This is a genomic window from Robiginitalea aestuariiviva (assembly GCF_029537735.1).
In the GTDB taxonomy this organism is placed as follows: domain Bacteria; phylum Bacteroidota; class Bacteroidia; order Flavobacteriales; family Flavobacteriaceae; genus Robiginitalea; species Robiginitalea aestuariiviva.
The window spans coordinates 220,513-235,939 of sequence record NZ_JARPUQ010000002.1 but is presented as its reverse complement, the minus strand read 5'-3'; the positions used below and the strand labels follow the sequence as shown (position 1 = coordinate 235,939).

11 protein-coding genes are annotated in these 15,427 nt (G+C 57.4%); 4 read left to right on the top strand and 7 right to left on the bottom strand.

From position 1 onward, the window contains the following. Nucleotides 1–55 precede the first annotated feature (55 nt). A complete protein-coding gene (gene asnB, locus OZ410_RS07750; protein ID WP_277707381.1) occupies nt 56–1,726 on the bottom strand; it encodes an asparagine synthase B in 1,671 nt (556 codons plus the stop codon). A 233-nt stretch (nt 1,727–1,959) separates the two neighbouring features. Here asnB and OZ410_RS07745 point away from each other — a divergent pair, with 233 nt between their 5' ends. Continuing rightward, nucleotides 1,960–2,493, top strand: a complete 534-nt coding sequence (locus OZ410_RS07745) for a DUF2911 domain-containing protein (RefSeq protein WP_277707380.1) — start codon at nt 1,960–1,962, stop codon at nt 2,491–2,493. 51 nt (nt 2,494–2,544) lie between these two features. On the opposite strand, the gene OZ410_RS07740 is transcribed toward OZ410_RS07745, so the two are convergent. The 4 genes from OZ410_RS07740 to OZ410_RS07725 form a co-directional block, all read right to left on the bottom strand. Beyond that, nucleotides 2,545–4,170: an amidohydrolase gene (locus tag OZ410_RS07740; RefSeq protein ID WP_277707379.1), complete on the bottom strand. Its 1,626-nt coding sequence runs from the start codon at nt 4,168–4,170 to the stop codon at nt 2,545–2,547. Between the two features lie 64 nt (nt 4,171–4,234). Further along, on the bottom strand, nt 4,235–5,335 hold the full coding sequence (locus tag OZ410_RS07735; RefSeq protein WP_277707378.1) for an OmpA family protein: 1,101 nt from the start codon (nt 5,333–5,335) through the stop codon (nt 4,235–4,237). Nucleotides 5,336–5,426: 91 nt separating this feature from the next. Then, nucleotides 5,427–7,184, bottom strand: coding sequence for a TonB-dependent receptor domain-containing protein (locus OZ410_RS07730; protein ID WP_277707377.1), 1,758 nt, complete (start codon nt 7,182–7,184; stop codon nt 5,427–5,429). Nucleotides 7,185–7,188: 4 nt separating this feature from the next. Next, the gene (locus tag OZ410_RS07725) at nt 7,189–10,209 is read right to left on the bottom strand and encodes a tetratricopeptide repeat protein (protein WP_277707376.1); all 3,021 of its coding nucleotides are present in this window, start codon (nt 10,207–10,209) and stop codon (nt 7,189–7,191) included. A 154-nt stretch (nt 10,210–10,363) separates the two neighbouring features. Between OZ410_RS07725 and OZ410_RS07720 the strand changes: the two genes are divergently transcribed. Continuing rightward, nucleotides 10,364–11,047 carry a cell division ATP-binding protein FtsE gene (locus OZ410_RS07720; RefSeq protein WP_277707375.1) on the top strand — a complete coding sequence of 228 codons (684 nt, stop codon included), beginning with the start codon at nt 10,364–10,366 and terminating at the stop codon, nt 11,045–11,047. Nucleotides 11,048–11,126: 79 nt separating this feature from the next. After that, nucleotides 11,127–11,879 carry a polyphosphate--glucose phosphotransferase gene (gene ppgK, locus OZ410_RS07715; protein WP_277707374.1) on the top strand — a complete coding sequence of 251 codons (753 nt, stop codon included), beginning with the start codon at nt 11,127–11,129 and terminating at the stop codon, nt 11,877–11,879. A 2-nt stretch (nt 11,880–11,881) separates the two neighbouring features. On the opposite strand, the gene typA is transcribed toward ppgK, so the two are convergent. Continuing rightward, entirely contained in the window at nt 11,882–13,681 is a 1,800-nt protein-coding gene (gene typA, locus OZ410_RS07710; protein ID WP_277707373.1) for a translational GTPase TypA, read from the bottom strand. A 252-nt stretch (nt 13,682–13,933) separates the two neighbouring features. Further along, nucleotides 13,934–14,506, bottom strand: coding sequence for a hypothetical protein (locus OZ410_RS07705; RefSeq protein WP_277707372.1), 573 nt, complete (start codon nt 14,504–14,506; stop codon nt 13,934–13,936). A gap of 82 nt (nt 14,507–14,588) precedes the next feature. Between OZ410_RS07705 and kdsA the strand changes: the two genes are divergently transcribed. Then, the gene (gene kdsA, locus OZ410_RS07700; protein ID WP_277707371.1) at nt 14,589–15,407 is read left to right on the top strand and encodes a 3-deoxy-8-phosphooctulonate synthase; all 819 of its coding nucleotides are present in this window, start codon (nt 14,589–14,591) and stop codon (nt 15,405–15,407) included. Nucleotides 15,408–15,427 lie beyond the last annotated feature (20 nt).

Here is a 15,427-nt window from a genome sequence, read left to right as displayed (position 1 = left end):
TAATCCAGAGTAGGCCCAACCGACCATCCATAAGGCAGGCCGGACGGGCTTTGCTTTACTTCACATAGGCGTCCGTATGTACTTTGGCCACGGCGCGACCGGAAGGATCATTCATGTTCCGGAAGGCCTCGTCCCATTCCAGGGCAATCTTGGTACTGCAGGCCACGGAGGGCTCCTGGGGTACGCTCAGGGCCGCGGCATCACTGGGAAAATGGGATTCAAAGATGCTGCGGTAGTAATACTCCTCTTTGGAGGTCGGAGTCTGCAGGGGGAAGCGGAAACGGGCATTGGCCAGTTGCTCGTCCGAGACTTCCCGGGCCACTACCTCCTTCAGCGTATCGATCCAACTGTACCCCACCCCGTCGGAAAACTGTTCCTTCTGCCGCCAGGCCACGGATTCGGGCAGGTAGTCTTCAAAAGCCTTACGCACCACCCACTTCTCCATACGCTCAGGGGTAATCATTTTGTCTTTGGGGTTCAGGCGCATGGCCACATCCATAAACTCCTTGTCCAGGAAGGGAACGCGTCCTTCAATACCCCAGGCCGCCAGGGATTTATTGGCCCGCAAACAATCGTACATATGCAGCTTTTCCAGCTTGCGCACGGTTTCCTCGTGAAAGTCCTTGGGGCTCGGTGCCTTGTGAAAGTAGAGGTAGCCACCAAAGAGCTCGTCCGCACCTTCTCCGGAAAGCACCATTTTGATACCCATGGATTTGATAACCCGGGCCATGAGGTACATGGGCGTGGAAGCCCTGATGGTAGTAATGTCGTAGGTTTCCAGGTGGTAGATCACATCCCGGATGGCATCCAGGCCTTCCTGAATGGTAAATTTAATCTCATGGTGTACCGTCCCGATGTGATCGGCCACCTTCCGGGCAGCTGCCAGGTCCGGAGAACCTTCCAGGCCCACCGAAAAGGAGTGCAGCTGCGGCCACCAGGCGTCTGAAGTGTCGTCCGTCTCCACCCGCTTGGCTGCGTATTTTTTGGCAATGGCCGAGGTCACGGAAGAATCCAACCCCCCGGAAAGCAATACACCGTAAGGCACGTCGGACATCAATTGCCGGTGTACGGCATCTTCCAGGGCCTTGCGCAGGTCTGCAATGCTGGTGGGGTTTTTCTTCACGGCGTCGTAAGACTTCCATTCCCGCTGGTACCAGGGCTGGAAACCTTCCACTTCGCTGGAAAGGTAGTGCCCGGGGGGGAAGAGTTCGATCTTCGTACAGGTGCCCTCCAGTGCCTTCAGCTCAGAAGCCACATAAAAGGTGCCGTAGGCATCCCAGCCGATATACAGGGGAATAATCCCCATATGATCCCGGGCCACCAGGTAGCTGTCGGCAGTACTGTCGTAAATGGCAAAGGCGAAAATGCCATTGAGCTCATCCAGGAAGCCCGGGCCCTTTTCCTGGTAGAGCGGGAGGATAACCTCGCAGTCCGATTCCGTTTTAAAGGCATATTGGCCTTCAAAGCGTTTGCGCAGTTCCCGGTGGTTATAGATTTCGCCATTGGCCGCCAGCACCAGCTGCCCGTCCGGGCTTAGCAGGGGCTGCTTCCCGGAGCTGGGATCCACAATAGCCAGCCGTTCATGGGCCAGGATGGCCTTATCGGTGGCGTGCACCCCGCTCCAGTCCGGGCCCCGGTGACGCACCTTGCGCGACATTTCCAACAACTGCGGCCTGAGGGTCTCCGCAGGCTGTTTCAATTCAAAAGCACATACTATTCCGCACATTTCAGTTCTATTTTGAAGTCAAAAATCGATTACAGATTACACAAATAAAACACTTATCTTATAAGCACTTTTGATTTATAACTTATTTATGTGTTTTAAAGTTAAAAGTAAAGTGTAAAGCAGCATTCCTGCTCCGAATTGAGGAATTTGTAAGCCTCGCAAATTTTAACGACCTTTTAAAAAAGGCCTTCCGGAAAAGAAGGTAGTTTTACGCACCTAAAAAAACCATTTCCATGAAAAACACGATTGTACTGGCTGCCATCCTTCTGGCCATGGCCGCCCCTTCCCAGCTTCAGGCCCAGAAATTCAGTGGCCTGGACAAGAGCCCGATGGATATGGCCCTCTACCCGGGGCGCGAGCCTCAGAAAGTAGTCCGGGTCATTTACAGCCGGCCCCAACTGAAAGGCCGGACCCTGGCTACCCTGGCCCCCAACGGCAAGGTTTGGCGGACAGGCGCCAATGAAAACACCGAGATCACCTTCTATCAGGATGTCAATTTCGGGGGCGTGGACGTGCCGGCAGGTACCTATTCCCTGTTCAGTATTCCGGGAGACCAGGAGTGGACGGTTATTTTAAACAAATCCCTGAACCAGTGGGGCGCATACAGCTACGACGAAGGCGCAGACCTGGCCCGGGTTTCCGTACCGGCAGGAGCTTCGGACGAATCCCTGGAGCCGTTTTCCATTACCTTCCAGGAAGTGGATGGCGGGGTACACCTGGTTATGGGGTGGGACAAAACCCGCGTTGCGGTTCCCATTACCATGTAGTTCACCAAATTCAATGCATAGAAAAAGGCCGGGGTTCCCGGCCTTTTTTTGTTAATACACCTGCTTCCCGGCCACAAAGGTGGCCTGCACCCCGATGTCTTTAAGTGCTGAGGCGGGCACCGTCATCAGATCGGCATCCAGGAAGGTAAAATCGGCCCACTTTCCCGGTTCGATGCTGCCCTTCTCCCCTTCTTCGAAATTGGAATACGCGGCCCACAGGGTCATCCCCTTCAGGGCCTCCTCCCGGCTCAGGGCATCCTCCATCTGGAACCCGCCTTCGGGATACCCCTCCTGGTCCTGCCGGGCCACCGCGGCGTAAAAAGTGAGCATGGGGTTCACCTGCTCTACCGGGAAATCCGTCCCCAGGGCCACGCGACCGGAGGCTTTCAATAGTTTGGCAAAGGCATATGCCCCGGGCATGCGGTCTGCGCCCAGCCGGTCCTCGGCCCAGTACATATCGCTGGTGGCATGGGTAGGCTGAATGGAAGGCAGAATTTTCGGGCCGAATCCCTTCAGGTCTGCCGTATCCAGAATCTGGGCGTGCTCCACCTTCCAGCGGGGATCGTCCAGGCCGGCCAGGGCTGCCCGGTAAGCCCGGAGTACGGCCACATTAGCCGAGTCGCCAATGGCGTGGGTATTCATCTGGAACCCGGCGGCGGCAATGCGGCGGGCCAGGGCATCCAGGTCTTCAGCCGGGGTAATCATGGCCCCGAAATGTCCGGGCTGATCCGTATACGGTGCTTTCAGGGCGGCCCCGCGGGAACCCAGGGCACCATCCGCATACACCTTTACGGAGCGAACGTTCAGGCGGTCAGTTTTCACCGGGGGGTTCCCCAGGAAGGCGTCCAGGTTCGCAGGACTGTTGCTCACCATGGCATAGACCCGTATTTTCAGTTCCCCGGCTTGTTGCAGGCTGTCGATGAGTCCGATCACGTCGGCGCTCAGGCCAGCGTCATTCACTGTGGTCAGGCCATTTGCAAAACAGATTTGTTCCGCCTGCTGCAAGGCCCGTATTTGAGCCGCCCGGTCAGGGGCGGGCCAGCGGTTCATCACCAGGTCCATAGGGCTGTCTACCAGGATGCCCGTGGGCTGCCCGTCCTTCAGAATTACTTCCCCGCCAGGTACACGGGTACTGGCAGTAATACCCCCCAGGTCCAGGGCTTTCTGGTTCACCAGCAGCGCATGCCCGTCTACCCGTTCCAGGGCCACCGGGATATCCGGAAACAGCCGGTCCAGGGCCGCCTTATCCGGGAAGGCCTTAACTTCCCAGTCGTTCTGGTCCCAGCCCCGTCCGTAGAGATAATCGGCAGGATGGGCCTCGTGAAAGGCCTGTACGCGTTCCAGCACCTCCTCGAAACTCCGGGTGCCCACCAGGTCTGCCGCTTCCTGGTTCAGGCCCAGGCCGTAAAAATGGCAGTGTGCGTCTATCAGGCCCGGTACAATGACCTGCCCGGCAGCGTCCCGCGTATCCGGGGCAGAATAAGCCTCCAGTATTTCTTCTGAAGTACCTACGGCTACAAAACGGCCATCCTTTACCGCAAACGCTTCAGCCGTGGCCCCCTCCGGGCCCACGGTATACACGCGTGCATGGTGCACAATCAGGTCGGCTTCCTGCCGGGGTTCCGAACAGGCCGACATTAGTATCAGGGCAGTAACGCCCGTAAGAGTCCATTTCATATTAAGGGGTTTATCCGGGGCTACGCGCCCCAAAGTTCCGGCTTAAAGATAGGGATATACCGGATTATTCCGGGGGTGCCCCCGGGTAGTATAACCGGAATTCCACCCTCCGGTTGCGGCTCCGGCCTTCCGGAGTAGCATTGTCCGCAGCCGGCCGGCCGGCCCCTACCCCTAACCAGCGAATACGGTGCGCCTCCAGCCCTAACTCCTGCAGGAAGGTTGCCACTGCGGCGCAACGCGCCTCGGACAAGCTCTGGTTATAGGCCTCACTACCCAGGCTGTCCGTATGCCCCACCAACTCCACCTGCAGGGCGGTGTCCGTTTGCAGGCGGCGGTACAGGCGGTCCAGCAGGCCTTCTCCTGCCGGGGTAAGGGAAGCCTTGTCAAAATCGAAAAGGACCCCGGGAATGGCCTGTACGCTATCGACTGCAAAGTGCACACCGGCAGCGGCCACGGCCTGTTTATGACGGGCCTGGTCCAGGGGTTGCAGCCGGAAATCGTCCATGTAGTAATAGGCCCCTTTGTTCTTCCCATGGCCGGTAGTTCGGGTACGGGTGGCGCGGTTCCCCTCAAAATTCCCCAGGGTAAGGAAGCGTTCCGAACCCCGGGCCGTAAAACGGATCCGGACCGGCATCCATCCCAGGGTATCCACATAATATTCAGGGGTTTCGGCTGTAAGCAGGTAGGCCACTGCATCCTTTCGGGAAAACCAGTGCCGGCGTCCCAGCACTTTTTTGGTCCGGGCGTGTACCGGATGATCACTCAACAAAACCCCTACCTCCCGCAGGGCGTAATCCGATCCCTCGGCCAGGCTGATCTGGAAGGAAAGTTCGTATTCCAGCCCCATGGCAAGGGGTTCCCTCAAGGGCACCTGCAGGTATTCCCGGTAATCCAGAGGGGCATATAGGTAGAGCCCGGCATAGGCCTTACCCTCGGCAGGTTGCTGGTAGCCGTTAAAGTTAGCGGGCACAGGCATGCGCTTGCTGCAGGCATGGAAATAATCTGTGGTCCCGTTGGTTGGCGCCTGCCACGGGGCGAGATCGGCCCCCAAATTCCCCATATGGCCCGGGCAGCGCAGGGCTGCCTCCAGCCCGGGGTTGGGGATCAGGTTGGTTTGGGCCGGGGCCAACAGGGAACTCCCTGAGAGTACCAGGGCCCACAACATGCGGATGGTATTCGCGGCAGGACGCATCCCCACAAAGTACTAAATCCGGAGTTTCTATCCACCAGCACTCCGGCCACAGGCCGGAAAACCGCTATAAATCGAATTTGTAGCTCACCCCTGCCAGCACCTGCAGGCCCTGTACCGGAAAATTGGCCCACCGCTGGTAGGCGTTGTCCGCCAGGTTACTGGCCTTGACGAAGAGCGAAAGCTGGGGGTTGATGTGGTACCCGGCATGGGCATTGGCATCGAAAAACCCATCCAGGGTAATAATGGAGGCCGGGTAGTCCTCCGGGGCCGTATTGGGTTGGGCCACAGAAGCAAAATCTTCCCGCTCACCCAAGTAAAACAGGTTGGCCCCCAGGTACCACCCCTTAGCATCCCGGTAATCCAGGGAAAGTCCGGCTTCTACAGAGGGCAGGTTCCAGGCGGGGTTATCGGTTTCGGTGTCGTAGTCATAGAAAGCCGCATTCACCCCCAGGGTAAAATTGCGTTTCACAGTGAGCTGCAATTCCCCGAACACCCCAAGGGTCTTCATATCGTCGTAAAAAACGCGGAAGGAATTGCCGTAATTATAAGCCTTCTCATCCCCACGACCCGGGTTTTGGGGGTTCAGGATAAACAGGGGCCGGTAATTCTCGGCCGTGTAGCTCCCTTTAAGGGTATAACTCAACTGGGAAGCCAGCTGGCCTTTAATGCCCAGGTAGGCCTCGTATTGCCGGTCCGTAGGGCGCACCTGCAGGGTAGGCGATACAAAGGGGTTGTTCTGGCTATAATCGTAATACGACTGCTGCACCAGGCTGCCTTCTACCCCCCCAAAGGCCACCACAGCCTCTTCCAGCAAGCGGTAGGAAGCCCGCACATCCGGGTACACATAGAAGTTGTTCTCGCTATTTTCCATATCCAGGCCGGCCACCAGGCGGGTCCCAAGGTAGAGTTTCAGGTTATCCCGCAACAGCAGCAGCCCGGGGCGTATGCCCCCTATGAGATACTGGTAGTCTATCCCGCCGGTATTGGTATACTGGCTCTGGTCCGCATTGTCAAAACGCCCGCCCAGGTAATCCAGCTCTACCCCCAGGTCCAGGGATTCCTCGGTAACCGGGAACTGCAGGGCCCCGCTCAGGCGCAGGCGATTCTCCGCAGAGGCGAGCCCGTCCCGGAAATGACGCGCCAGGAAATTGGCCTTGCGGAAATACCCATCCTCCATTTTCAGCTCGCCGCTCACCTGCCCGGCCAGGTAGTTCTGGGCGGCGTCCAGACCCTCGGCCGTAACGGGGTCCACCGTCCCTTCGGGCAACCCGTACCAGTGGTACTTCCGGTGTTCTGCCCCGGCAGATACGTTCCAGTTCCAGTCCCGGTCCCTGCGGGTAAAGGTCAGGTCCAGGTCCGTGTCGTAAAAATCCGTATCCACCACCGTTCCGTCCAGGGCGCCCCGGGAGGAAAAGTGGTTCAGGCCCACATCAAAACGCTTACCTCCCCGGTCAAAATCCCGGCTTAGGTAAAAGTCGGCCAGCGCATTGTTATAATTGCCCAGGCCAATGGCCGCATAACTGTTGAAAAGTTTTTCCGGGGCAGTCCGTTCCACATCGGCAGCGCGCCCCTTGGCCGGGGTAAAGGTGGAAGCCACAGGTACGGAAAAGATGCTATAGCGCACCTCCTTTTTGCGCGTCACGATGGAATCGTTCAGGTTGGGAAGGGATTTGATCTTATAGGCGTCCGATACCGTGGGGCTGTAGGAGCGCACCACGGTTACGGTTTCGGTACCCAGTTCGTCTTCCTGTGCCTGAACGGTGGCCAGGGCCAGCGACAGTAACAGGGTGGCAGCGGTACGGAAGGCGTGTATCCTTTTCATAATCCTAGTTGTTTTCTTCCGGGTTTACCGAAGCATTGCGCTCTGCTTCACGGTTTTTAATACGGGTCAGTTCGGTTTGGGCTTCTTCCACCAAATCGGGATAAGCGCCAAAATTGGCCACTACATTTTCCAGGATATAAGTGGCCTGAAAGGCGTCTTCCAGGGCATCGAAATTTTTGGCCATAAGCACCAGCCCTTTGCCCCCCCACTCCCGGTAGGCGGCAAAGTCCTTGGCCAGGCGTTGAACAGCGGTATTGGAGCCCTCATAGTCGCCGTCCTCCCGTTTAAAGAAGGCCTGGAAGTACAGAGCTTCAGCAGCCGTGGCACCGGACCCGATTTCCAGCACCCGGGCATAGGCCTCCCGGGCCTTTTGCATATTCCCGGTCTCCCGGGCCGAACGCGCAATCATCACCTGGGCATCGCTGCGGATCCGGTCGTCCAGGCTGGGACTGGCCAGGACTTTCTCCGCATACTCCAGGGTGCGTACATAATCCTTGCTTTCATAATAGCCCTTCATCAGGTTGGACTGGGCAAAAGTCCGGTTCTGGGGAATATCCGCCGTGGCTTCCAGGCGTTGCAAGTATGGCAGGGCGCCCCGGGTATCCCCGCCCGAGACCAGGATTTCACAGACCCGGGTCAGAGCCTGTTCCCCGGTTTCTCCCCCGCCGGCTTCGGCCACCGTACGATAGAGTTCCAGGGCATCTGCCTTACGCCCGTCCGCGTAATACAGCTGCGCCAGGCGGAAGCGCGCCTCCAACTGGTTGGCCCCAGAGGGAAACTGCTCCAGGTATTTCTCCAGGGCCCGCCGGGCGGCATCGGTATTGCCCTCCACCCAGGGTTTGTCCGCAGCTTCATAAGAAGCCGCTTCCAGTTCGCTGTCGGTCACCTCCACAAAATCCAGGCCGCGCACCCACCGGGCATAGGCGTCCACCTGCCCCATGTCTACATAAATCAGCTTGGCGGTTTGTACGGCCTGAACGGCTTCGGGCCGCCTGGGGTAGCGCGAGACCACTTCCTGAAAGGCCTCCAGGGCCTCCTGGTTGCGACCCCCGTTATAGTAAATCAGGCCTTTGCGCATCAGCGCCCCGGGCATCAGAGCGCTCCGGGGGTGTTCGGCTATCAACCGGTCCAGGAAGGCAATGGCCTGGGCATCGTCCCCGGCATTGGCATGGGACCCGCCCAGCTCAAAAAGGGCATCGTCCTTCAGGCTGGAATTCGGGAAGCGGCCAATAAAGGTGACCAGACTTTCCCGCTTGGCGCTTTCCCGCCCCAAAAAGCCCAGGCTCATCGCCTTCTGGTAGGCCGCATAATCCCGTTCCGGGCTGCCCGAGGCCAGGGCCTGATCGTAGGCCTCAATGGCATTGGCGTACCGGCTGCTCACAAAATAGCTGTCGCCCAGGCGCATCCAGGCATCTGTGGTTTGGGCACCCGGTTGCCCGCGGCGGGCATAGGCGCGGAGGCGCTCGGCCGCCTGCTGGTATTGCTTCAATTTAAAATGGGCGTAGCCGGCCTGGTAATCCAGGGAAGCGGTTTCTTCCAGGCTGCCAGCTACCGGGGAGGCCCGTAAGGCCTGGTACGCGGCCAGGGCCTGCTGGTATTGCCCCAGGGCATAGGCGGACTCCCCCAGCCAGAATTGGGAACGGCCGGTAAAGACCGGATCTGCCCCGGATCGCACGGCCTTTTGGAAGGCTTCCAGAGCACCGGCGTAATCTTCCGCCAGGAACAATTCGGAGCCCCGGTAAAACGCCACCTTCTGATAAGTGGCCGGGGTGGCAAAGCGGGGGTTTGCCTCCAGCAGGGACATAGCCCCTTCAAAATTCCGGGATGTGATATAGGAATCGACCAGCAACTCCTGGATCTCGGCCCGGTATTCACTCTCCGGGTATTCTTCCAGGAAGGTGCCGAGCACCTTGGGCACGGGCTCATAAGGGTTGCCGATCTCATACCCCAGCCGGGCGTAATTCAACAGGGCGTCCCGGCGGATCTCCTCGTTGTAGGGCATGCTCCAGGCATTGCGGAAGGCATTCAGGGCCTCCTGTTTCTTGTCCAGCTCCAGGTAGCACTCCGCCAGGTGGTAATAAGCGTTCTGGGCTACGGCATCATCACCTCCAATAATCTTGTTGAACTGCTGTACGGCTTCCTCAAAGGCCCCCTGTTTGTAAAAGGAGTACCCCAGCAGGTAATAATCCGTATTGCTCCAGCGGCCGCGCTTGCCCTTGTATTCCTGCAGGTAGGGTACGGCATTATCATACTGCCCCAGGTTGAAATAACTCTCCCCTATGATCTTATTGAGCTCGGAGGTTTCCCGCCGGTCGGACTTGGGGAGCTGTTTCTTGCCCTGGGCAATGGCCTCCTCAAAGTTGCCCAGCTTAAAATTCATATCCGCCTGGTAATAGGCCAGTTTTTCCTGCAGCACCTCCTGGTCCGTGATCTGGTCAAAACGCTGGTTGGCCGCTTCGTAATCGTCCTGCTGGTAGGCGATATACCCCAGATAATACTTGGCCTGGGACCCGTATTCCGCAGAATTGGACACCCGTTGCAGGTATCGCTCGGCCTCCTTGGGTTTTTTGGAGGAAAACAGGGCGTATCCCATATTGAAATCGTAGCGTTCCCGCTCCGGACGGGAAAGGGAGGAAACCTCTACCCGTTTGTACCATTTCAGGGCATAGGGGTAGCGGCCGTTTTCAAAATAATAATCCGCCACATCCATAAAGGCGGAATTGCGGCGCACCGAGGTGGGATATTGCTCTACAAAATCCTCCATAAGCTGGTCTGCCCCCACCTGATTCAGGCGCACGGCGGCATTCGCAATGTAATAGGCGCTGTTGGCTTCCGTTTCCGGATCCTGCGTCTGGGCCTTCACGCGCTGGAATAGCGTCTGTGAGGCCTGGTATTGTTTGTTGTGGTAAAGGTCCAGGGCTTCCTGGTAAGTCTTCCCCGGGTGGGTGTAGACGATGGACTGCTGCCCGTAGCCCGCCGCGAGGAACCCCGCAAGGGCCAGCAGCACGGTGCATTTCTTTCGCATAGTGATCTCTCGGGTTAGGTAATGACCGGATTATCTTGTATAACGCAGAATCCGCCGGTTGCGTATGCCAGGCTTCACGAAGAACGGGAATTTATCCCTTTTTTAAGGGCCGGGAACCCCGGAACTTATTACTTTTATATCAACAAAACCCACTATGGAAGAACCGGTCCTTAACCTGAAAGATGTTGCCGTTTACCAGCAGGAAAGCATGATCCTCAATGAGATCACCCTGAGCATCCGCCCCGGGGAATTCGTTTACCTGATCGGCAAGACCGGCAGCGGTAAAAGCAGCTTTATGAAAACGCTTTATGCAGACCTGCCCCTGAGGGAAGGCCATGGGCGCATTGTAGGTTTTAACCTGAAGACGCTGCAGGAAAAGGACATCCCCTTTTTAAGGCGCAAGTTGGGCATTGTATTCCAGGACTTCAAGCTCCTGCCGGACCGCAATGTACACAACAATCTGCGCTTTGTACTGCGCGCCACGGGCTGGAAAGAGGCCGAGGCCATGGACAAGCGCATCGGGGAAGTGCTGGACAAGGTGGGGATGAAAACCAAGGGCTTTAAATTCCCGCACGAACTCTCCGGGGGGGAGCAGCAACGCATAGCCATTGCACGGGCCCTTTTGAACGACCCGGAGCTGATCCTGGCAGACGAACCCACCGGAAACCTGGACCCCCAGACCAGTGTGGAAGTGATGAAGGTGCTGCAGGAGATCAACAAAACGGGGCGCACCATCCTGATGGCCACCCACGACTATGCCCTGATCCTGAAGTACCCCTCCAAAACCCTGAAATGCGACGGCAGCAAGGTTTTTGAGGTGATCCAGAAGGCCGGGTAGCGGTTTCCTCCCACTCCCCCGGTTAACCCCATGGAACGGTTTTTTTGTTACCTTGCGGCCGAATCAACGAACCCTTTGAATGGAAGTACTCGGCATTGATGTGGGCGGTTCGGGCATCAAAGGAGCCATGATCCATATGGAAACCGGCGAGATGCGTTCCCCCCGCTTTCGAATCCCCACCCCCAAATCCCGCAAACCCGATGCCATGGCCCAGGTGGTTGCGGAAATCGTAAGGCATTTTGACTACAAAGGCCCTGTGGGCTGCGGCTTCCCTTCGGTAATCAAAAACGGGGTATGCCACTCCAAGGGCAACCTGCACAAGTCCTGGGTGGGCCAGAATGTGGAAGAATTATTTTCCGCCGCTACGGGCAATGACTTCACCGTGATCAACGATGCGGACGCCGCCGGGTATGCCGCCATGAATTACGGGATCGGAAAAGATATGAAAGGCTTTGTGGTGATGATTACCATCGGAACAGGCCTGGGCAGCGGCGCCTTTCTGGACGGCCGGCTGATCCCGAACTTTGAATTGGGGCAAATTCCCTACAAGGAACATAAGAAGATCGAATCCTGGGCAGCGGCATCGGCAAAGGAACGGGAAGACCTCACCTACAAAAAATGGGGCAAACGCTTCAACAAATTCCTGAAACTGGTCGAGCTGATTGTTTCCCCGGATACCATTATCCTGGGCGGAGGCACCTCCAAGGACTGGGACGAATTCAAGGACTGCATTACCATCAGCACCCCCGTGATCCCCGCAGGGCTGCAAAACCACGCCGGTATTATCGGCGCAGCTACTGCCTGCCTGGTTTCCCACCCGGAATTGCAGTAACCCTACAGGGCCTTGCCGCGCTTGCGGTCTGTTTCCTTCAACAGGATTTTGCGCAGGCGCAGACTCTTGGGAGTCACCTCCACGTATTCGTCCTTCTGGATGTATTCCAGGGCCTCCTCGAGTGAAAACTTAATGGCCGGGGTTATCCGCGCTTTGTCGTCCGAACCGGCAGCCCGTACGTTGGTCAGCTTTTTGGTCTTGGTCACGTTCACCACCATGTCGTCACCACGGGAATTCTCCCCGATTACCTGCCCTTCGTAGATGTCCTCGCCCGGATCCACAAAGAACTTACCCCGTTCCTGCAGCTTGTCGATGGAATAGGGAATGGCCGTGCCGTTTTCCATGGAGATCATGGAGCCATTCTGCCGCATGGGGATATCCCCTTTCATGGGTTGGTATTCCAGGAAGCGGTGGGCCATGACAGCCTCCCCGGCCGTGGCAGTCAGCAACTGGTTCCGCAGGCCGATAATGCCCCGGGAAGGGATGTGGAATTCACAATACATGCGCTCGCCCCGAGCTTCCATGTGGATCATCTCGCCTTTGCGGACGGAGACCATTTCAACCGCCCGTCCGGAAACTTCCTCCGGCAGGTCGATGGTGAGGTGTTCCACGGGTTCGCACTTCACCCCGTCAATCTCTTTGATGATTACCTGGGGCTGGCCAATCTGCAACTCGTACCCCTCGCGCCGCATGGTTTCGATCAGCACGGAAAGGTGCAACACCCCCCGGCCAAAGACCATAAACTTATCGGCACTGTCCGTGGGCTGCACCCGCAGGGCCAGGTTGCGCTCCAATTCCTTTTCCAGGCGTTCCTTAATGTGGCGGGAGGTCACGTATTTCCCATCCTTCCCAAAGAACGGGCTGTCGTTTATGGTAAAGAGCATGCTCATGGTCGGCTCGTCGATGGCGATGCTTGCCAGGGCCTCGGGCACCTCTGCATCGGCAACCGTATCGCCTATGTCAAAACCTTCCAGGCCTACCAGGGCGCCGATGTCCCCGGTCTGCAATTCACTTACCCGGCTGCGCCCAAGGCCTTCGAAGGTATAGAGTTCCTTGATGCGCGTTTTCACCTGCCGTCCGTCCCGCTTTACCAGGGTTACAGGCTGGTTTTCCTTCAGGCTGCCCCGTTGCAGACGCCCGATGGCAATCCGTCCGGTATAGGAAGAATAATCCAGGGAGGTGATCAGCATCTGGGTGCTGCCGCTCTTCGGTTGGAAGGTCGGGATGTGGTCGATCACCATTTCCAGCAAAGGCTCGATGCTCTCGGTTTGCTTTTTCCAGTCCGGGCTCATCCAGTTGTGTTTGGCCGAGCCATAGACCACCGGAAAGTCCAGCTGCCATTCTTCGGCCCCGAGCTCGAACATAAGGTCGAATACTTTTTCGTGCACCTCCTCCGGGGTACAATTTTCCTTGTCCACCTTGTTGATCACCACACAGGGTTTCAGGCCCATATTGATCGCCTTTTGAAGAACAAAACGGGTCTGGGGCATGGGCCCCTCAAAGGCATCGACCAGGAGCAAAACTCCGTCGGCCATATTGAGCACCCGCTCTACTTCTCCCCCAAAATCGGCGTGGCCCGGGGTGTCGATTATATTGATCTTGGTGTCCTTATAGGTAACCGAAACGTTTTTGGAAACGATGGTAATGCCCCGTTCCCGCTCCAGGTCGATATTGTCCAGGATCAGTTCCCCGGTCTGTTCGTTCTCCCGGAAGAGCTGGCAGAAATGGAGGATTTTGTCCACCAGGGTGGTTTTCCCGTGGTCTACGTGGGCAATAATGGCAATGTTTCGGATGTCTTTCATAACGTTCTGAAAATGGGCGCAAAGATAGGCAGGAATTCCGGATAACCGCATGAAATCTGCATCGGATTGCCCTAGCGGTCACGGAGCGCGCTAAAATGCTGATAAAAAAAGGGTTGCGACGGACAGGACTGCAATCCAAGTACAGGTTGATCGGCTAGATTTGCCCCCGGGGGAGGGGGCGCGGAATACCCGGGTGTCCGATTCCGGTTTGCCGACCAGCGAAATGTCGCATTTCCGAACCCATAATGGAATTCAGTCCATTGGGACAATCACAGGTTTTTTCTGCTGTTTGCGGCGCGCAAACGGGTTCCAACCCAGGCGCAGGTGCACCGAGGGCCCAATCCCGGACGAGATGCGGTTGCGAAAGTAAAAGCCGGCCCCGGCGTCGACCGAGAAGCTGAATCCGTTGCCATAGGATCGCTGCAGCCCGTACACCGGGCCCAGGAAGATCAGGTCCCGCCCTTCATTGTCCATATTCCCGGCCAGTTCCAGCTTTGTGAAGTAATGGTTGAAGGTGATGGCAAAGTAGTTGCCGGAATTGCCCGAAACCGTTTTGCCCCCGGCCTGCCGGGCCTTAAGGTTGTGATAGTAGCGGGAGAATGCCCGGTATGCGGGCGCCAGGGAATACCCCTCCCGGGGGGTAGCCAGCCCCAGGCCTATTTCGGCCCCAACGGTGAGGTTGGGCAGCAGGCCCAGCTCGTACTGCAAGCCCGGCATCAGCAGGTTCAGCTGCAACTTCCCCGGTTCCAGAATTACTGTACCCCAGCCCCGCTCTGCCCGCTGGGCGTGAAGGTGGAGGCCGCACAGCAGCAGGGCGCAAGCCATCAGAAAAGGATACCCTCTTGGCATACGCCTAAAGTAACCGCAGTGCCCGGGATTCGTGCTATCTTTGTCAAAACTTTAGCATATGGAGCTTTCGAAAATCCCGCAACTCCGCTTTAGCGGCGGCGACAATTTTTTTCTGTTGGCAGGACCCTGCGCCATTGAAGGCGAGGAGATGGCCATGCGCATTGCGGAGACCATTACCGGGATCAGCGAGAAACTGCAAATCCCCTATATTTTCAAAGGGAGTTTTAAAAAGGCCAATCGCAGCCGGGTGGATTCCTTCACGGGCATTGGCGATGAAAAGGCCCTGAAAATCCTGCGGAAGGTTTCCGAAACCTTCCACGTGCCCACCGTAACCGATATCCACGAAGTTTCCGATGCCGCCATGGCAGCCGAATACGTAGATGTGCTCCAGATCCCTGCTTTCCTGGTACGCCAGACGGACCTGGTCGTAGCCGCCGCGGAAACCGGGCGGGTGGTAAACCTGAAGAAAGGGCAGTTTATGAGCCCGGAGAGCATGAAACATGCCGTAACCAAAGTCACCGACAGCGGTAACGAACAAGTGGTGATCACCGACCGGGGCACCATGTTTGGCTATCAGGACCTTATTGTGGATTTCCGGGGCATCCCGGTGATGCGCCAGTTTGCCCCCGTGGTACTGGACGTGACCCACAGCCTGCAACAGCCTAACCAGGCCTCCGGGGTTACAGGCGGCCGCCCCGAGCTGATCGGGACCATGGCCCGGGCGGGCATTGCCGCCGGAGTAGACGGCCTGTTTATCGAAACCCATTTTGACCCGGCCAACGCCAAAAGCGACGGGGCCAACATGTTGCCCCTGGATCAACTGGAAGGCTTGCTGACCCGCCTCTGCGCCATCCGCAAGGTCATTACCCAGTTCTGATCCCACACCAACCCACCAAC